Consider the following 18,254-nt stretch of genomic DNA (forward strand, 5'->3'; position numbering starts at 1 on the left):
TTTTTTTCACAACGAAACCCCAAATGTTGTTTTCTGTTCTTTGGAAGTCGTACTGCAGCAAAACGGCACGTGCAGCTCTGACCCACACAACGACAACTTGACAGAAAAAGGGGTACTTCTTCCCTAAAAAGTAGTAGGGAGCTGAACTCTTTACACGCATCGCACGCTGTGGTGTCCGGTGCAAGTGCTTGTGTGATCAACAGGTTTGAAAGTTAGGCTACTACACACAACTCGTTAGGACGACTACAGCGAGAGTAGAAGCATTCCCAAAAGCAACCCATCCCGACGGAAGGTCATTACTCCTGCAACCAAAGTGGCATCGGTCTGAGGTGCGCTACTCTTGCAGGCAGACGACACAGTGCCGCCAGAGCGAAAATCTTCTACCAACGGGAAGTCCCGCGCGTCCCGCGAGGAGCGCGCATTGCGTGCACCGGCGACCCGTCTCGCGTTCCTGCTCAGTCGATATCCAGCCATCTCACACACATTTTTCCTGCAGGAGATTCGCGGACTCCGTGAGCTGGGCCTGTCCATCGCCACGGCGTCGATCAACGATCCGGACCGCCGGTTCGATCAGCTCACGGCAAGCGAGCAGCAGGAGACACGCGCCACGTTTTATGTAAAGTCGATGCCACGGTCACGCGCCGTGCTGCAGTTGCTGGGCATCGCCCTCCGCTCGCCGAAGACGGTCTGGCGCGCACTGCGCGCTTCGCAGCAGATGGGGCCTGCATCCTTCGTCCGTCGTATCTATTCGCTGTTCTATGTCGGCGAGGCGCTCCTGCTGAGCCGTTGGATGCGGCAGCAGCGCGCTACCCATCTGCATGCGCACTTTGGTGGCGCCGTGGCTACGGTGGCGCTGATTGCCGCCGCAGCCGCACGGCTTCCCTACTCGCTGACCATCCATGGACCGGATGAGTTCTTCGACGAGCGGCACTTTCAACTGAAGGCCAAGCTGGAGCAGGCTGCGTTCGTGATCGCGATCAGCGACTTCTGCCGGAGTCAGCTGATGCGGATCGCCTCTCCCGAGGCTTGGCCGCGCTTCGACGTGGTGCGTCTCGGCATTCGGCCAGAGTTGCTGCCGCCGCGTCCTTCGCGTGCAAACGACGGGTCTGCTCCCGTGCGCCTTGTGATGGTGGGCCGGCTGGTGCCGGCGAAGGGCCCGATGCTGTTGCTCGAGGCATTCCGGAAAGCACGCGCGGCCGGCGCAGCGGTGACACTCACGCTGGTGGGCGACGGACCGGTGCGCCCGGAGATCGAGCGCTTCCTAAAGGAGCATGGGCTGTGCGATGTCGTGACGCTTGCGGGCGCGCTCAACCACGACCAGACCCTGGCCGCTGTGGCTGCGGCGGATCTGTTTGTACTCGCGAGCTTTGCGGAGGGCATTCCTGTCGCGCTGATGGAAGCGATGGCGCTGGGTGTGCCGTGTATCAGTACGCTGGTGGCCGGAATTCCCGAGCTGATCGTAAGCGGACGCGACGGCATCCTGGTGCCTGCGGGATCGGTCGAGGCGCTGACCGAGGCGATCCTCCAACTGGCGCGGGATCCGGAGCAGCGGCAGCGGCTGGGCGAATCCGGTCGCCAGCAAGTGCTGCGCGAGTATCTGCTCGACACCAATTTGCAAAAACTGGCGGAGACGTGGACGCGTCGGCTTTCTGCTGAGGAGACCCAATGACAGGAGACACCGCAGCGTTCGACGTTTCGATCGTGATCGTTTCGTTCAACACGCGCGACGTGTTGCGCGAATGCCTGGAGGCGCTCGCTCGTGAGTCGGAGGGCTTGCGCGTGCAGACGCTGGTGGTCGACAACGGATCGAAGGACGGCTCCGTCGAGATGGTGCGCGAGCGTTTCCCGCAGGTGGAACTGATCGAGACGGGCGAAAACCTCGGCTTCGGGCGCGCCAACAATCTAGGGTTTGAGCGAGCGCGGGGCCGCTACTTTGTCTTGCTTAACTCGGACGCGTTCCTCACGCCGGGCGCACTTCACCGCTCGATCCGGCATATGGACGAGACGCCGCGCGCGGGCGTCGGTGGCGGGCAATTGATGGGCCGGGATGGCAGCTGGCAGGCCTCGGGACGCCGGTTTCCGACCCTCGCGTCGGACATCTTCATGTACAGCGGCCTGTCGGGCCGTTTTCCCAAGTCGCGCATCTTCGGCAGTTACGACCGGACCTGGGTCGACCTGATGCAGCCGGCCCAGGTGGACTGGATCGTGGGCGCGTATTGCATCGTGCGGCCTGAAGCGTTGGCTGGCGCACGGGCCTCCGTAGGGCAGGCGTTTGACCCGCGCTTCTTCCTTTATTACGAGGAGGTCGACCTGTGTCGCCGGGTCAAGGAGGCTGGGTGGGAGGTCTGGTACTGGCCCGACATACTGGTGGTCCACATCGGTGGCGAGTCGTCCCGCACAGTCAAGCGTCTTGAAATGTCACGCAGTGGCGCGCAACTGACGCGTTGGCGCATGCGCAGCACACTGCTCTACTACCGCAAGCACCACGGACTGACCAGCCTTGGCGCCCGTGCGCTCGAGTTTGCCTGGAACCACTTCCGCGCGCTGCGCCGGGAGATGAGCCGCGATCCCGAACGACGCAAGGAGGCGGCGTACTTTCGCCAGCAGGCGGACCTGATGGAACAGGCCTGGCAGGAGACGCGAGGGGGCCGAAGTTCCCCACCCCAGCCCTGGTAGGGCGGCTGATCTGCGGCGGCGAACTCTGCTGCGCGCCAAGAAGCCGTAGGAACGGCCCACTCCGGTCCGAGACCCGGTGTGTGACTATTACGCACCCTGAGGGTACTTCAGGCCTCCCGCCAGGTCGAAAACGGCTCCTATACTGAGAGCGCAAGCGGCCCGCGTGGGCTGCGGGAGGCGCGACCATGGCGACGCAAACAGTATCCGGTTCGGAGTGGCTGGGCGGAGGCTCAATTTTGCAGCCAACCGAGACCGCATCGCAGGAGACCTTCCGCTCCAGCTTCGACGCACAGCCGTTCGAGTTTCACCACGCGCTGAGGGAGAGTCACCCGCTCTTCAATCTGGCGGCGATCCGACGCCTGCTGGAGGTCCCGTCGGTCAAGAACGGGATCGCTTACGATGCCGGCGATGTTCGGGTGGACCAGCGCTGGGATTCCCTGCCGCAGGAGAAGCCCCCGATCGAAGAGGTCTTCGACAACATCAGCAACTCGGGCGCGTGGATCGTGATGCGCCACGTCGAGCGCGTGCCAGAGTACAAGGCGATCCTTGATGAATGCCTGACCGAGGTGCGCCGCCTGAGCGGGCGTGAGGTCAGCCAGGAGGAGAAGAGCCGCGAGGCCATGCTGTTCATCACGTCGCCGCGCCGCGTCACGCCGTACCACATCGATCGCGAATGCAACTTCTTAATGCAGGTTGCGGGCGAGAAGATGATCAGCGTGTTTGATCGGAACGACCCGGAGGTGGTGCCGCAGCACGAGCTCGAGACCTTCTGGTCGAAGGACAACAACGCCGGGGTCTACAAACCGCACCTGCAGGATCGCGCGTTTGTCCGCACCATGCGGCCGGGCACTGGCGTGCACATCCCGGTGAACTTTCCGCACTGGCTCCAGAACAGCGACAATGTGTCGATTTCGCTCAGTATCAGTTACCAACACAAGGACTGGAGGCGCAAGAATGTCTACCAGGCGAACTACTATCTGCGCCGCATGGGCCTTAACCCAACCCCTCCTGGGCAGTCGGCCGCCTTGGACTCGACCAAGCGGGTGTTGATCGAGGCGCTGCAGCGGACGAAGCGACTGGTGAAGCCGAAGAAGTAATCCAGGGACAAGAGAGAGCAAAAAGAGGGGAGCCCGAGGGCTCCCCTTGCGCGTTTCAAACTTGTTGGTCAGCAGTCCGGGCTCAAGCAGCCTGCGCTCGCGGGGCGGGGGCATAACTGGCCCGCTGCGAGCGACGAACGAGATGCCGCTCCAGTCGCTTGGCCGTATAGGCAGAGCCATAGGCGAAGCGCATCATCGAGCCGAAGCTGAGTGCCGACGAGATGCCGATGAAATAAAGCCCGGGGATACTGCTCTCGAAGTGGCTGGAGAGCACCGGAATGTGATCCACGGTGCGGATCTGGCGCTCAAGGTCCGGTCGCAGAAAGGGCAAGCGGCGGAGATCGACGTGGTAGCCGGTCGAAGCCACAATGTGGTCGAAGGCAATCTGCTCGATCGACCCATCGCCGCGCGCGAATGCGACCAGCGGCCGGCCTTCGCGCATCTCGGCAGTGCGGACCTTGACGCTGGTCAGGACGCGAACCTTACCCTCGATGCGCTCCCGCATGGGCCAGCCGGCCGAGGGGCCGAGCAGCCGCTGCAGCAGGTCCATCCGCGTACGGGCGGGCAGGTAGCGGAACAGGTGAGGAAATTCGGTCAGCAGGCGCGATTTCCATCCCGGTCCGAGGCCCGATCCAGGACACCGCAGCTTCTCAAGCATGGTGCGCTCGCGGTCCACCGGCTTGGCATGAAATTTGAGTGCAGTCCGGCGGGAGGCGATCGTTACCTCCGCCCCGGCCTCCTGCAGCAGCGCGGAAAGGTCAATCGCTGAGGCTCCGCCGCCCACGACGAGCACCTTCTTGCCCGCCAGCCTGGACGGATAACGAACCTGGGAGGAGTGGCTGAGCACGTCCGATGGCAGACCGCGCAGCACCTCCGGAATCCATGGATAGTGTGAGATGCCAACGGCAAGGACGACGCGGCGTGCGACGAAGCTCTCGCCCGTATCGAGTGTCAAGACGAAGTTGCCGTCGCCGCGCTGCAGATTGACGAGCTTCGCGTTCTCCAACTCCGGGACCATGCGGCGCTGAAATTCGCGGCAATAGTTTGTGAACAGCTCAAGCGAGACCGGGATACATGTCGCGTGGTACGGCAGCTTGTGCTCTTCGCAGTAGTGGTGGAGCCGGAACTTACCCTGCGGATCGGAAAGGTCGCTGGCAAAACCGTCACTCTTCAGCAGCATGCCCTCGGGCATCTGCTCGGACCACGTCTCCATCACGCGTCCTACGATACGAAACGGCACTCCTGCGGCGTGTAGATGTGCTCCAAGTGAGAGTCCGTACGGGCCCGCGCCAACAATTGCCACTTCCGTGCTCTGCATCGATTCTCCGTCTGCCATAAAACCGCGAGGGATTCTCCTAACTGTCGCTCAACCCTGACTCAGATGTCTTCGGAAAGAGGAAGGCTGTCATGACATCGGTTTTCGTCCCGATGGTTACGATCAACGTAAAAATTTCAGCACAAGACTTTTTGCCAGTTCAATACAGGGGATCGCCGTCAATAGGACGGCGCTCAGCCGTCCGGGGGTTTGCCGCATCTCGTAAGATGGAGTGGAGCGGTTGCCCCTCGAAACTGCCATGGCTGAATCCTCCTCCAGCGCACCCATCTGCGCACTGCTGTTAGCCACGCAACGCTGGCCTACGGGCGCGCGCCTTGGGCTGGCGCTCGCCGCGGCGGGGTTCCGCGTCAGTCTCTGGGGACCTCACGAGCATCCGCTGCTGGCCACGAAGGCCTGCGCGCAACATTTCCCCAGTTCGATGTTCGAACCGATGGCCTCGCTCGAGTCTGCCGTGCTCGCAGCAAAGCCGCGACTGATCGTGCCATGTGACGATCTGGCCACGCAGCGCCTCCAGGCACTCGGCCATGACGCGATGACGAACAGTGGCAAGCGTGCACTGCTCTCGTTGATCGAGCAGGCGATCGGGTCGCCGGAAGAACTGGGCCGCTTAACGGCGCGCAGTTACGTTCTCGGAATCGCGGCGGAGGAAGGGATCGCGGTGCCACTCAACGCGCCGGTCCAGACGCCCGTGCAGTTGCGGACTTGGCTCGATGCAAATGGCTTCCCTGCTTTCCTCAAGGCGGACGGCACCTCCGGGGGCATCGGCGTGCGGCCGATCCACAACTATGAGCAGGCCCGCACCACGCTGCGGACAATGGATACGCCGCCGCACCCGTTGCGAGCGTTGAAGCGCTTCACCTTTGATCGCGACTCGACGCTTCTGGGACCGCTGGTGCGGCGGGAGCGACCGGCGATCAGCGTGCAGCGTGCGGTTCCCGGCCGCGATGCAAACAGTGCGCTGTTCTGCTGGCGGGGCAAGGTGCTGGCGTCGATCAGCGTAGAGGTGCTGGCGACCGCTTACATGCGCGGCCCATCGACGGTGTTGCGTCGCATTGAGCATCCTGCGATGGATCGCGCAGCAGACGTGCTGGCGGCTCGGCTTGGATTATCCGGCTTTTATGGACTGGATTTCATTCTGGAGGAGCAGACTGGCGCACCCTGGCTGCTCGAAATGAACGGCCGCGCCACCCAGATCTCGCACCTCGCACTGGGCGCAGGACACGATCTGGCTGCTGCGGCCTTCTCGGCGGTGACGGACACGCCTCTGCACCCGCGAGCGATTGTTACCCAGGCAGATACGATTGCGCTCTTTCCGCAGGAGTGGCAGCGCGATCCGGCGAGCCCGCTGCTCAAGACCGCCTTCCACGACGTGCCGTGGGACGCGCCGGGCTTTGTGCGCTTCTATGTCAACCAGCGCGGCGGATGGCGGCGGCTGCTGAGCCACCAGTACTGGCGCGAGCGTCGCAGCGGGAAGCAGATTCTCGAAGGCGCCGCGACCTCAAAGGCAGCCTCCCGCATTCCCTAGCGTCGGCTCCTCTACAGGCCCAGGCCGCCATCGACGCTGAGGATCTGACCCGTGATGAAGCGCGGCCCGGTGGCAAAGAAAAGCACTGCCGCGGCGACATCATCCGGAGTGCCGTTTCGGCGCATCGGCGTCTTCTCGATGAAGTGCTCGTAGCCGGCATCGACCTCTCCGTTGACGATCATGCCCGGTGCTACGCAGTTCACGCAGATCTCGGGCGCCCACGCCTTGGCCATGGTCTGAGTCAGCATGTGCAACGCTGCCTTGGACACACAGTAATGTCCATGGGTGGCCCACGGATGCAGCCCACCGAGCGACCCGATGTTCACGATGCGGCCCTGCCGCTGCTTCAGCTCTGCATGGGCGGCCTGCGCCATCAGGAACGGTCCGCGGGTGTTGGTGTTCAGCATCGCGTCCCACTGCGCTGGTTGGATCGACTCGAGCGGCTGGGTTGAGAAGGCCCCTGCATTGTTGACCAGCAGATCGAGCCGCCCCATCTCGCCCATGGCTGCATCGACCGCAGCGCGAACACTGGCGGGCTCGCCGACGTCGCACGGCACCGCGGCAGCGCGCACCCCGTACTCGCCGATGGCATCGACCGTCTGCTGGGCTTCCTGCTCGGAGTTGCGATACGTAATGACCACATCGGCTCCATGCTGCGCCAGCTTCAGAGCCAGCGCGCGGCCGATCCGCTTTGCCGCGCCGGTGATCAGCGCGACCCTTCCTTCGAGTTCAGGCATATAGAGCGATTCTACTCAGCGCGGCGCAGGTGAGAGCGCGACGCCGACACGCTGGTCTGCACAGCCGTAGTAGAGCCACCAATGCTCCTGGAACCAGACCAGCCCCTCGGCGAAGGTGGTGCCCGCGGCATATTGCCCGCTCTGCTCCCAGGGCAGCTCCGGGCGGAAGATGGGCTGATCCGTGCGGGCCAGCAGGTGGCGCGGATCGTCCGCCGAAAAGAGCGCCTCTCCGACTGAGTAAGTACCGGCTGCGAGCGCCGGGTCGCGCGGCAGTGTAGGGACGGGTGGGCTGGGAGCAGCCTTGTCGGTTGCGTTCTTGGCGTTCGCATTCTTGCCGTTGTAGAGCAGAACGATGCCCTTTTCGGTGAGCACTGGGGGCGGCCCCACCTCGGGCAGCCCGCTGTCGAACTTCCCTGCCCGCGCTCGCATCAGGACCAGCGGCTGGTGCTTCGCGTTCTCGACCGGGGACCAGTGGACCAGGTCGTCTGAAGTGGCGAGGTGGATCTCGCCTTCGCCCCAGTACATCCAGTAGTGCCCGTGAATCCTGACCGCGATGCATCGGCCATGCGTCACGCACTCGGTGACGATTCCCGCAGACTTGTACTTGAGGCCACCCCAGCGGCTCATCCCAAATGCCGGGCCGTGCTTGACCCAGGTGTGCAGGTCGCGCGACGTCGCGATGCCGACGCGGTAGGTCTCGCGATTCCACTGTGTGTAGGTCAGGACATAGCTGCCATCCGGTGCTTCGACCAGTCGCGGATCTTCGGTGCCGCCAGGCCACTCGCGTGACTGCTCGCTGTCCCTCGCCGGATAGAAGACCGGCGTCGCTTCACGTTCGAAGTTCAGGCCATCTGTGCTGGTCGCCAGGCCGAGGCGCGAGGTGTGCATGCCGATCTGCATAGCGCCGGAGTCGTCTTCCGCGCGGTAGAGCATCACTACCTTGCCGTTGCGCACGACTGCGGCCGGATTGAAGGTGTGGAGCGCCTCCCAGTGCACGGGCTTGCCGAGGATCGGGTCCGAAAAGACCGATTCGGGCCGGGCGGTGATGAGCGGCTCCGGGTGTGGAGGACGGGTGAGTGGTCCGATCTGCCATCCAGCGGGGATCCTCACAGAATCGCTGGACTGTTTGTTCGCGAGGGGCTGCGCGGAACTGGCGGTGAGCGGTACAAGCAGCAGCAGGGCGAATGGACTGAGCCACTTGCGAAAGGCGGTACGCTTGCCCGCCACTCTAGCAGCCGGAGCCTACAACAGACGGGCCCGAAGGAGGAAACAACAGCGATGAGCGGCTTGACTCGCTGTGCAGGCGGGACTAGTCTCGATTCAGAGGCGAACAAATGGCGAATACTCAGGCCCGCTCGCTCCCCCTCTTTCCCGATCTGTCGGCCACTCCACGCAGCGCCGGGCTCGCTCGTATGGCGGCTGACAGCAGTGCAGTGGATCGCGGCCACCTGGTCGAGTTCCGCTCGCTCCCGGTCCGCTCCATCCTGAATCGAACCACGTCGCGCCGGGGGCTGCACTTCGCCTGGAGCATCAATCCGTACCGCGGCTGCGAGTTCGCCTGCCGCTACTGCTACGCCCGCTACACGCACGAGTTCCTCGAGCTGCGCGATCCGGCAAGCTTCGAGCGGCAGATCTTCGTGAAGGACAATGCCGCGTGGCTGCTTCGCCAGGAGCTGCGGCAGGTGCAGCCTCATGAAGAGATTGCGATCGGCACCGCTACCGATCCGTACCAGCCGATCGAGCGTCGTCTGCGGGTGACGCAGAGCCTGCTTGCCGTGCTGGCCGAGCAGCGTGGGCTGCGCATCGGGATCGTGACCAAATCAGCGCTGATTGCGCGCGACCTGCGCTACCTCTGCCGGATCGCGAGCAACAACGAACTGGTGATTCACCTGACGATCACGACACCGGACGCCGAGCTGGCTCGCATCCTTGAGCCACGCGCGCCGAGACCCGATCTGCGATTTGCGACGGTGCGGCGTCTGCGGCAGGCGGGGCTGCGCGTTGGGGTGCTCTGCTCTCCGCTGTTGCCCGGCCTGACAGACACCGGCTCGGCGCTGAACCGGATGGCAGAGCTGGCGCGCGAGGCGCGGGCCTGTTTTCTGCATGCCAATCCGCTATTTCTGAAGCCGTGTTCGCGGGATACCTACCTCGCCTTCATCCGCGAGCACTTCCCGCAGTTGGAGCCGATGTATCGCGCGCGGTATGACGACGCGGCCTTTGTGCCGAAGGCGTATGCCGAGCGCTGCCGTGAGCTGCTACAAGCGGCCTGCCGCAAGCACGGGCTGTCCGAGCGTCGCGATGACGCATTGCTGACGCGCGATGTGGGGGTGCCGGCAGGCTTCCGTCCGTCGGAGCCGCAGCTCTTCCCGGCAAACGCATTGTGCGCCGTACCGCGCACGCCCGCAAACGCATTGTGCGCTGTACCGCGAAAGCCGCCGCAGTCAGTTGGCGTGCGCTAGCGGGTGACGATCACTTCGTAGAGATTATCTTTGGCGAGGAAGAACTTGCAGCCGTTGTACCGCTCAAAGGTCTTCTCGATGCTTCGATTGCTGAAGGAGCGGCGCAGCGGCACCGGGATGGACTCCTGCACATCGATGGCATCGCTCTCACCCACGTGATAGCGGCAGTAAGCGGTATTGTCGCCGGTCTGCTTGTTGTGAAAGAGGGCCAGCACCTTGCCGCCGGGCTTCATCGACGAGCGCAGTCGATCGACGACGGGCTGCACCAGCGGTTCAGGCAGGTAGTCGAGCGTGGTCCATAGCAGCACCGCATCGAACTCGCGACCGGAGAAGTCGAGGTTCTCGTCGAGGAACCGCTCGACATCGAACGTTGGGTCGGCGCCGTTCTCTCCCGGCTTCATCCAGTCCGGCTTCTGCGCGTCCGGCACCAGGTCGGCCATGTAGACGCTGTGACCGGCATTAGTCAGCAGATTGATATTGGTGGGCGACGTCGGGCCGATGTCCAAGATGCGCAGGCCGCTTTCGCTAAGCAACTGCTTCTTCAATGCGGACCATCCACTTGAATGCCGTGGCACGCGTGGTCCGTTCAACACCGTTGGTGTGCTGGACTGCGCGTCATCCTTGGATCGCTGGAAGGGATTCCTGAACACGAGTGGCTGTTGTCTCCGCGCCTGGCATGTGCCGCTGTCGCTTAGCCGGCGTTGGTGGACCGGTCTTACTTTGCCTCTGCCGGCTGATGCTTGGCTGAGGCGCCCTGCACCAGGTCGACCTTGCCCTTGAAGTTGGCATTTTCTTCGATCGAGAGGCGTGCAGCCGTGAGATCGCCGTTCAGAGTGGAGCCTTGGCGCAGTTCGACCTTGCCGCTCGCGCGTACATCGCCCTGCAGGGTGCCCACGACCACGACATCGCGCGCAGAGACATTCGCGGCGACCCGGGCGTTCTGCCCGATGGTCAACCGGCTGTCATTCAGGGTGATCGTTCCTTCGATCACGCCGTCGACGACCAGATCTTCGCTGCCGTTCACTTCTCCGCGGATCTGCACCGACTTGCCGATCACTGCCGCGCTGGACTCACCTGCCATGATGTCCCCATTATCTCCTGCTGACGTTCAGCGCTCCGCAACTGCGGACTGCCGTTCTGAGCGAACTATACGCAACGTACGGAGGACGCTGCAACCTCCGCACATGACACTGGTCGTGAATCGTGAAGGATATGTGGTGCCTGCTACCCTTGCGGGAAGCGAACCGTCCCATTCACATCCACATAAATATCGGAGAGCCTGCTTGATCGATTCCGCTGCGCGCTGTGTTCTCGTCCCTGCTGTGCTGCTCCTCGCTTTGCATGCTCCGGCCATGCGTGCTCAGTCCGAACCCGCGCCTCCGGAAGATCCAGTGGCGCTGGTGCGTTCGGCCTCCTGGAACGAGTTGCACGCGTCCAACAGCAGCCATCCATTCCGCTTCCGCCTGCGCAAGCAAGATGAAACCGGGGTGACCACGAAGGACATCGTCGAGACGAAGGATGGAGATATCGCGCGGCTAATCGCGGTGAACGATGCCCCGCTGACGCCGGAAAGGGCAAAGGCCGAACGAGCACGGCTCGATAACCTTGCCGCGCATCCGGAGATCCAGGCGCACCGCCAGAAGAAGGAGAAAGAAGACAGCACGCGGGAGAACGAGATGGTTCGCCTGCTGCCCGATGCCTTCCTTTACACCTACCGAGGCATCGCGAACACAACGAATGGTCCCGCTTACCGGCTAAGCTTCGAGCCGAATCCCCGCTTCATTCCGCCCGACCGTGAGGCGCAGGTGTATCACGGGATGGCCGGCGAGTTGTGGATCAACTGCGCGCAGAAGCGCATGGCGCGCCTTGATGCGCACCTCATCTCAGACGTGGACTTCGGCTGGGGCATGGTGGGTCGCCTGTACAAGGGCGGCACCATCCTGGTGGAGCAGCGCGACGTGGGCGAAAATCACTGGGAGAGCACGCACCTGAAGCTGAACCTGACCGGCAAGATCCTGATGGTGAAGAACCTGGTGATCCAGTCGACCGAAGACGGCTCGGAGTACAAGCCGGTCAGCCCCACGCTGACGTATCGCGACGCGATTCGCATCCTCGAAGGCGAGTGAAGCCGGTCTCGCTATTTGTGCGCATGGCCCAGCGCGAGCCGTAATCCGCTGCGGAAGGTGAACGGCAGCGCAGGAAATCCGATCGGCCCGATGTGCTGATCGCTCGTCAGATTGTCGAGCTGTGAGTAGATACCAAGCCGCGGCTCGATCTGGTAACTGCCGCCGATATCGATCTTCGCATACGCCTCGTCGAGGTTGCGATTCGGCAGCAACATCGAGTTATCGCCCGCGAGCGCTGAGTATGAGCTGAGAAACGTGGAGTCATCACTGCGGCTTGCAAAGCTTCCCTGCACCTGCGCGAACCACTTCGGCGTTGTGTAAGTGAGTCCGGCGAAGCCCACGTGCGGCGCGCGACGAAACGGCCGTGCACCGATCAGTGGTGAGGTGATGCCGATGGGGACGCCGGGAAAGAGCGGGTTCTCCTGCGGTCCGATCGCGTCCGACGAGAACGAGCGCTGCACCACGCCATCCGTATACGTGTAGCCGCCGCGGGCGAGCCAGTGCGAGCCTAGCGTGCCGGTCAGCTCCACCTCCGCCCCCTGCGTGCGATAGGCGAGTGAATTCAGGTCGGCGCCGCCGTACGTAGTCTCGACTGCTGTTGCCACCTGCTGGCTCACACCGAGTAGCGGCAAGGTGGATCCGCTGACAAACTCGATCTGGTTGCCGAATTGATTGTGGAAGTAAGTCGCGGTGAGCAGCAGGCGTTCGCTGAAGAGGCTCTGCTCAAGGCCGCCGTCGTAGCTGCGGCTCCCTTCCCCGCCGATGCGATGCACACCGAACTGCGGGATCAGGTGGCTGTAGCCATACTGCGTCAGGATGCTGTTGAGCGACGCGATCTGCGAACCCAGGTCGGGCTCCTGCACACCCTTCGCGAAGTTGAAGCGCAGCTTGGTGCCGTGCACGCGTCCCGCACCAGGACGGATTACGTAATACGAGAGGCCCACGCGCGGCTCGCCGACAGTGCCGTAGAGCTGGTTCTTCTCGATCTCTCCGCTCAGTGTGTAGAAGAAGCGGTTGCGGAAATCACCAGCAAATTGGCCGATGTATTCGTAGTTCGACCGGCCGATGCTCTCGGCCAGTCCGAAGGAGCGATTGTTGTAACTGCCGCGCTCATCGACGTAGCGGAATCCGACGAGGCCGGTCAGGTGTGGCGTGATGCGCAGATCACTTTGGAAGTAGAACTGATCGCGATTGTTAGCCATGTCGCTGGCATTCGGGTACACGCCGCCGAACTCCGTGCCGTAGTTCATCAGCACCTGGCCGGTGGCGCTGTAACCATTCGCACCCCGGATCACCACTGGCAGACCGTAGTAGTTGGTGTACGTTGAATCGCCCGTGCCGAAGGTGATCGGCACGCCCGCGGGGTACCATTGCGCGGTCTGCTCGCGCTTCCGTGTCAGGCCGTAGCGGAAGAGATTGTGCCACGTCTCGCTCGTCTGGTTCTCGAAGGTTGCCGACAGGTAGACGTTCTGATCGCTCTGCTTGCCATCGTTGGTCAGCGCCTGGAAATTGTACGGCCCGGGTACCCCTACGGCTGCGTTGGCATTGCGAGCGGTGACACGAAACAATGTCGACGCATTCAGCGCGTAGCCGAGGTTCGCAACCTCGCTGTTGAGGTGGTACTCGTCCTGGGGCAGCGTATTCGAGGAGCGCAGTGCAGATGCTGCGCCGTAGTAGTCCAGCTTGTGCCACGTGCCTGCGCCCTGCAGTTCATTGCGATAGGTATGGAAGTTGCCGCCGTCTCCTTCATAGAGCAGTGATGGGAAACTGGTTGTGCCGCGCGGTGTCTCCAGGCTGACCACGCCAGCGGCTGCGTCCGATCCATAGAGCGTGCTGTTCGCGCCGCGGTAGATCTCGAAGTTCTGGATGCCGGTTGAGGCGAGCGTGCTGAGGTCGAAGAAGCCGCCGATGTTCTCTACAGGATTACCATCGAGCACGAACCGGTTTGCGGACGAACTGCCGCCGCGCACGAACAGAGATGTCACGCCGCCGTACATGCCCTGCTGCACCAGCAAAGTGCCGGGCGACTGCCGCAGCGCATCAGCCAGGATGGCGCGATTGCGGAAGTCCGGCTCGGGCACCTTGGTGATGGCGCCGCTGACCTGAGCCTGCGGCGTGGGCGTGGCGCGCTCTGTCACGACTACCTGCTCGTTGACGCGGGCCGGCGCAAGCACGACGTTCTGCACCCGCGAGTCCAGCACGCCCGCGTAGAAGCTGCGGGTCGTGATCTCGCGGAAGGTCAGGCTGACCACCGTGACGGTGAAGTGTCCCGCGTAGCCGGTGTGCAGCGTGTAGGTCCCGTCGACATTGCTGCGACCGCTGCCAACGACCTTACCGCCGAGCAGCAACGCGAGATCCGCGCCAGCGACGGGCGCGCCCAGCATGTCCGTGACGCGTCCATGCACCTCGGCTGCGTACGTGCTTCCGGCGCTGGCCGTCATGAGTGCAAGCGCAAGCGATCCGCGCCAACGGCGCAGCAACGGCAACTTCATCAGTGTCTCCTGTTCCTGTGGGGCCCTGAAAGTGGTCGACACCCGGACCCGGCTTAGCCCGCGAGCTGCTCCGCGATCGACCGGGTGCGCGACGTCGGGACGTCGCCCGTATGCGCCGTGGTCACCGGCTCGATCAGCGCGATCCCGCACTCTTCGACAGCGATCGGATTGTGGCGCTTGCCGCGCGGGACGACGTGGAAGTCGCCCGGACCGAGCCGCACATCGCCATCTTCAAACTGCAGCACCAGTTCGCCATATAGAACGAGGAACAACTCGTCCTCATGCTCGTGCTGGTGCCACACGAACTCGCCTTTCAGCTTGGCGACTTTGACGTATTGGTCGTTCACACGCCCGACCACGCGCGGCGACCAGTATTCGGTCAGCTCCGCGACGGCCTGCTTCAGATTGGCTATCTGCATGTTCCTGTCCTCCGGCGGCGTGTCCGGGTGTCCTCTGAGCATCCTATATGGCGCGGCCGGCAGTATCTCGGGATGCCTTCCCAACGGCGGGCAAACCTCGTAAGCTGGCGCACACGTCGCCATGACCGCCACCCACACCGTTTCCGCCCCCGATCCGCTCGTCTCTCCAGTCTCACCATCGCAGCGCTATCTCGCCGTAGATGTGCTGCGCGGACTCACCATTGCGTTCATGATCATGGTGAATAACAACGGCAACGAGCACGCCTTCTGGGCCATGAAGCATGCGGACTGGAACGGCTTTACGCCCACGGACCTTGTCTTTCCGACCTTCCTCTTTCTGGTCGGCGCGTCCATCGTCTTCTCGACCGAGTCGCGGCTGGCGCGCGGCGTCTCCCGCCTGACGCTGTTTGCGCACACGGTTCGGCGCGCGGTCATCCTCTACCTGCTCGGCCTGCTGGTGAACAGCTTCCCTTTCTTCCGGCTGAGCACGATGCGCTACTACGGCGTGCTGCACCGCATTGCGATCTGCTACCTGATCATCGGAACGCTCTACATCTTTGTCAGGCGGCGGGAGGGCTCGGCTGCCGGTCAGCCCACGGTCGCTGACAAGGTCGCGCTCCTCGTCGCTTGTCTGGTCGGCTACTACCTGCTGATGCGGTTCGTGCCTGTGCCCGGCTTTGGCGTGCCCGGGCGCGATATCCCGCTGCTCGATCACGACCGCAACCTGGTCGCGTGGCTCGATCGCCAGATCTTCTCCGCGCCGCATCTCTACGAACAGACGCGCGATCCTGAAGGACTGCTCTCAACACTTCCAGCCCTCGGCACAACACTGATGGGCGTACTGGCTGGACTGTTCGTGCGCATGAAGTCGTTCAGCGACACACAGAAGGCGCTGCGCCTGGCTGCGGCCGGGGCTTCGAGCGTGATCGTCGGCGCGCTGTGGAATGTCATCTTCCCCATCAACAAGAAGCTGTGGACCTCCAGCTTCGTGCTCTTCGCCGGCGGCTGGTCGCTGCTACTGCTGGCCAGCTTCTGGTACCTGGTGCAGGTGCGCGGATGGCGCAAAGGCACGTGGCTGTTCATGGTGTTCGGCGCCAACTCGATCACGGCGTATGTGCTCTCTGAGTTGATTGCTCCGGGGTTCGGGAACGTCATGGTGGCGCCCCACGTCAGCGTGCTGCGCTGGATCGACCTGCGCATTGAGCATGTGATCGCGTGGCCGCCGCTGGCCTCGCTTGCCTATTCCGTGCTCTACATGCTGGTGTGCTGGCTGCTGGTGCTGCCGCTCTTCCGCAAGCGCATCTTCATCAAGATCTGAGTCGCTCGCTGGGGGGCAAAAAGAGGCATCTGCTGAGTGGCAGATGCCTCTTTGCTTTTTGCGTCGGACGCTCAGCTGCCGAGGATAGGAACGGCTCGGCTGGTGGACCCTGGAGCGAACTATCCCGGTGAGCGTCATCGAAGGCATAGCAGCCCGGACAACGCAGCGGACATTCTTTTGCGCATCGCTGCGCGCCTTCACACACTCCTAGCCTGACATACCCGCTGGACCATCTCGAGGCGACGGACCCGTGCCGCGTGGTTGAATAAAGGAGAGGACAACGAGCAAGTGCCCCTGAACTGCGGAATCGTCGGACTGCCCAACGTGGGCAAAAGCACCATCTTCAATGCGCTGACCTCGGCGAAGGCCCAGGCTGCCAACTACCCGTTCTGCACCATCGATCCCAACACCGGCGTGGTCACCGTGCCGGATGAGCGGCTGACGAAGATCGCAGCGATCTTCGAACCGCGGAGCCTGGTGCCCACCACGATGGAGTTCATCGACATCGCGGGTCTGGTCGCCGGCGCGTCGAAGGGCGAAGGCCTCGGCAATCAGTTTCTTGGACATATCCGCGCCACGGATGCAATTGCGCACGTGGTGCGCTGCTTTGACGACCCCGAGGTGATCCACGTCGCTGGAGGCGTGAATCCGTTGAACGACATCGAGGTGATTGAGACGGAGCTGATGCTTGCCGACCTGGACACGGTGGACAAGCGCATCACGCGTACAGAGAAGGCTGCGAAATCCGGCGACGCCAAGGTGAAGACAGAGTTGGCGGTGCTGCAGCGGCTGCAGCAGACGCTGGGAGCGGGCAAGCCTGCGCGTTCGCTCGAGTTGTCGATCGAAGAGCGGCCCATCGTGCGCGATCTGTTCCTGATCACGTCGAAGCCGCAGCTTTACGTTGCGAACGTAGACGAGGACGGACTCGCCGGCGGCAATGCGTACACCGCGGCGGTCGAGCAGCGTGCGGCAGCGGACGGCAGCCAGGTCGTGCTCATCTGCGGTGCGCTCGAGAGCGAGATAGCGCAGCTTGAACCGGCAGAGCGCATCGAGTTCCTCGCCAGCATCGGACTGGAAGAGCCAGGGCTGAATCGGCTGATCCACGCGGCCTATCGATTGCTTGACCTGATTACTTACTTCACAGCGGGCGAGCAGGAGGTACGTGCGTGGACGATTCGGCGCGGCACGAAGGCGCCGGGGGCAGCGGGCGTCATCCACTCCGACTTCGAGAAGGGCTTTATCAAGGCAGACTGCTACGCCTCAAGCGACCTCTTCGAGCTGGGCAGCGAGCAGGCGGTGAAGGAGAAGGGCCTCCTGCGCTCGGAGGGCAAGGAGTATGTGGTGAAGGACGGCGATGTGCTGTTCTTCAAGTTCAACGTGTAGCGCCTCTGCAGCAGTGGTGACGCGGTCGCAGCCGCGGGTACACTAGGCGCGAGTGGCCCTGTAGCTCAGATGGATAGAGCGACGGTTTCCTAAACCGCAGGTCGGAAGTTCGAATCTTCCCAGGGTCACCAGTTCCCTTCCGCCGGCAATCGTTCCGAGCAAGCACACCACCTTTACCGCGAACGCACACGCCACGTCCAGCGCGAGCGGGTGACTCTTCAACTTATGTGCGCCAGTAGTTGTTGGCGGCTGCAATGGTCTGGAATTCGATCGCGACGACTTGGCTGGCGGCGATCAGGCTGTCAGGGTTTGTCGCATAGCTGGGGCGACCTTGCTTGAGTACGTCAAGGTCCGGCTGAATGTTGTGGATCATGTGACGCGAAATGGTAATGGCGAGCCGGCGTCCTTCTTCGGGTGTTGCCGTGATCAAGGTTCCACCCGGGATGAGAACTAATTCGGATTCTGGTAGACGATTCATCGTGAGCTCCTCTGGCGTATGCCTGTTCGTATGGTCCGTGGTTGAGACGCAGTTACGCATGGCGAATGCTGTGATCTGGCCCGGTTGACCCGTGTGCGTCGCGGAGTCGTTGGTTCTCCATGATCAGCTCCACTACGATCTGGCGCAGGCTGGCATTCTCCTGCACCAATAAGCGGCAGCAGGGCTGCGATGGCACTGCTCTCAGGAG

At 63.0% G+C, this 18,254-nt stretch carries 16 protein-coding genes and 1 tRNA gene; 9 read left to right on the forward strand and 8 right to left on the reverse strand.

Going from position 1 to position 18,254, the window contains the following annotated elements:
* The first annotated feature begins 421 nt into the window (after positions 1 to 421).
* From AC5IJH_RS06055 to AC5IJH_RS06065, 3 genes are all read left to right on the forward strand, one after another.
* On the forward strand, positions 422 to 1,669 hold the full coding sequence (locus tag AC5IJH_RS06055) for a glycosyltransferase family 4 protein (protein WP_491901911.1): 1,248 nt from the start codon (positions 422 to 424) through the stop codon (positions 1,667 to 1,669).
* Positions 1,666 to 2,676, forward strand: a complete 1,011-nt coding sequence (locus AC5IJH_RS06060) for a glycosyltransferase family 2 protein (protein ID WP_491901912.1) — start codon at positions 1,666 to 1,668, stop codon at positions 2,674 to 2,676. The genes AC5IJH_RS06055 and AC5IJH_RS06060 overlap by 4 nt, the downstream gene beginning before the upstream one ends.
* Before the next feature lie 185 nt (positions 2,677 to 2,861).
* Positions 2,862 to 3,773: a transcriptional regulator gene (locus tag AC5IJH_RS06065; RefSeq protein ID WP_491901913.1), complete on the forward strand. Its 912-nt coding sequence runs from the start codon at positions 2,862 to 2,864 to the stop codon at positions 3,771 to 3,773.
* Positions 3,774 to 3,855: 82 nt separating this feature from the next.
* Here the strand turns inward: AC5IJH_RS06065 and AC5IJH_RS06070 are convergent, their stop codons facing one another.
* On the reverse strand, positions 3,856 to 5,091 hold the full coding sequence (locus AC5IJH_RS06070) for an NAD(P)-binding domain-containing protein (RefSeq protein WP_491901914.1): 1,236 nt from the start codon (positions 5,089 to 5,091) through the stop codon (positions 3,856 to 3,858).
* Between the two features lie 256 nt (positions 5,092 to 5,347).
* Between AC5IJH_RS06070 and AC5IJH_RS06075 the strand changes: the two genes are divergently transcribed.
* Positions 5,348 to 6,634: a hypothetical protein gene (locus AC5IJH_RS06075; protein WP_491901915.1), complete on the forward strand. Its 1,287-nt coding sequence runs from the start codon at positions 5,348 to 5,350 to the stop codon at positions 6,632 to 6,634.
* A gap of 11 nt (positions 6,635 to 6,645) precedes the next feature.
* On the opposite strand, the gene AC5IJH_RS06080 is transcribed toward AC5IJH_RS06075, so the two are convergent.
* Both AC5IJH_RS06080 and AC5IJH_RS06085 read right to left on the reverse strand, forming a co-directional pair.
* A complete protein-coding gene (locus AC5IJH_RS06080; protein ID WP_491901916.1) occupies positions 6,646 to 7,371 on the reverse strand; it encodes an SDR family NAD(P)-dependent oxidoreductase in 726 nt (241 codons plus the stop codon).
* Between the two features lie 15 nt (positions 7,372 to 7,386).
* Positions 7,387 to 8,598, reverse strand: a complete 1,212-nt coding sequence (locus AC5IJH_RS06085; RefSeq protein WP_491901917.1) for a glycoside hydrolase family 130 protein — start codon at positions 8,596 to 8,598, stop codon at positions 7,387 to 7,389.
* Between the two features lie 107 nt (positions 8,599 to 8,705).
* On the opposite strand from AC5IJH_RS06085, the gene AC5IJH_RS06090 reads away from it, so the two are divergent.
* A complete protein-coding gene (locus AC5IJH_RS06090; RefSeq protein ID WP_491901918.1) occupies positions 8,706 to 9,830 on the forward strand; it encodes an SPL family radical SAM protein in 1,125 nt (374 codons plus the stop codon).
* Here AC5IJH_RS06090 and AC5IJH_RS06095 read toward each other — a convergent pair.
* Positions 9,827 to 10,375 (reverse strand): methyltransferase domain-containing protein, encoded by a 549-nt coding sequence (locus AC5IJH_RS06095; protein WP_491901919.1) that lies wholly within the window; start codon positions 10,373 to 10,375, stop codon positions 9,827 to 9,829. The two genes, AC5IJH_RS06090 and AC5IJH_RS06095, sit on opposite strands and share 4 nt — an antisense overlap.
* A 170-nt stretch (positions 10,376 to 10,545) precedes the next feature.
* The gene (locus AC5IJH_RS06100) at positions 10,546 to 10,911 is read right to left on the reverse strand and encodes a bactofilin family protein (RefSeq protein ID WP_491901920.1); all 366 of its coding nucleotides are present in this window, start codon (positions 10,909 to 10,911) and stop codon (positions 10,546 to 10,548) included.
* Between the two features lie 271 nt (positions 10,912 to 11,182).
* On the opposite strand from AC5IJH_RS06100, the gene AC5IJH_RS06105 reads away from it, so the two are divergent.
* On the forward strand, positions 11,183 to 11,956 hold the full coding sequence (locus tag AC5IJH_RS06105) for a hypothetical protein (RefSeq protein ID WP_491901921.1): 774 nt from the start codon (positions 11,183 to 11,185) through the stop codon (positions 11,954 to 11,956).
* Between the two features lie 11 nt (positions 11,957 to 11,967).
* Here AC5IJH_RS06105 and AC5IJH_RS06110 read toward each other — a convergent pair whose 3' ends face one another.
* Together AC5IJH_RS06110 and AC5IJH_RS06115 are read right to left on the reverse strand one after the other, a co-directional pair.
* Complete coding sequence (locus AC5IJH_RS06110) at positions 11,968 to 14,448, reverse strand: TonB-dependent receptor (RefSeq protein ID WP_491901922.1); 2,481 nt, start codon at positions 14,446 to 14,448, stop codon at positions 11,968 to 11,970.
* A 53-nt stretch (positions 14,449 to 14,501) separates the two neighbouring features.
* Positions 14,502 to 14,867 carry a cupin domain-containing protein gene (locus tag AC5IJH_RS06115; protein ID WP_491901923.1) on the reverse strand — a complete coding sequence of 122 codons (366 nt, stop codon included), beginning with the start codon at positions 14,865 to 14,867 and terminating at the stop codon, positions 14,502 to 14,504.
* A gap of 121 nt (positions 14,868 to 14,988) precedes the next feature.
* On the opposite strand from AC5IJH_RS06115, the gene AC5IJH_RS06120 reads away from it, so the two are divergent.
* The 3 genes from AC5IJH_RS06120 (at position 14,989) to AC5IJH_RS06130 (ending at position 17,699) form a co-directional block, all read left to right on the forward strand.
* Entirely contained in the window at positions 14,989 to 16,185 is a 1,197-nt protein-coding gene (locus AC5IJH_RS06120) for an acyltransferase family protein (protein WP_491901924.1), read from the forward strand.
* A gap of 288 nt (positions 16,186 to 16,473) precedes the next feature.
* Positions 16,474 to 17,568: a redox-regulated ATPase YchF gene (gene ychF, locus AC5IJH_RS06125; RefSeq protein WP_491901925.1), complete on the forward strand. Its 1,095-nt coding sequence runs from the start codon at positions 16,474 to 16,476 to the stop codon at positions 17,566 to 17,568.
* A 54-nt stretch (positions 17,569 to 17,622) separates the two neighbouring features.
* Positions 17,623 to 17,699 (forward strand) — tRNA-Arg (locus tag AC5IJH_RS06130).
* 92 nt (positions 17,700 to 17,791) lie between these two features.
* Here the strand turns inward: AC5IJH_RS06130 and AC5IJH_RS06135 are convergent.
* The gene (locus AC5IJH_RS06135) at positions 17,792 to 18,046 is read right to left on the reverse strand and encodes a hexameric tyrosine-coordinated heme protein (RefSeq protein ID WP_491901926.1); all 255 of its coding nucleotides are present in this window, start codon (positions 18,044 to 18,046) and stop codon (positions 17,792 to 17,794) included.
* Positions 18,047 to 18,254: the final 208 nt, after the last annotated feature.

Source organism: Candidatus Dedyshia acidiphila, assembly GCF_051025295.1.
Lineage (GTDB): Bacteria > Acidobacteriota > Terriglobia > Terriglobales > Acidobacteriaceae > KBS-83.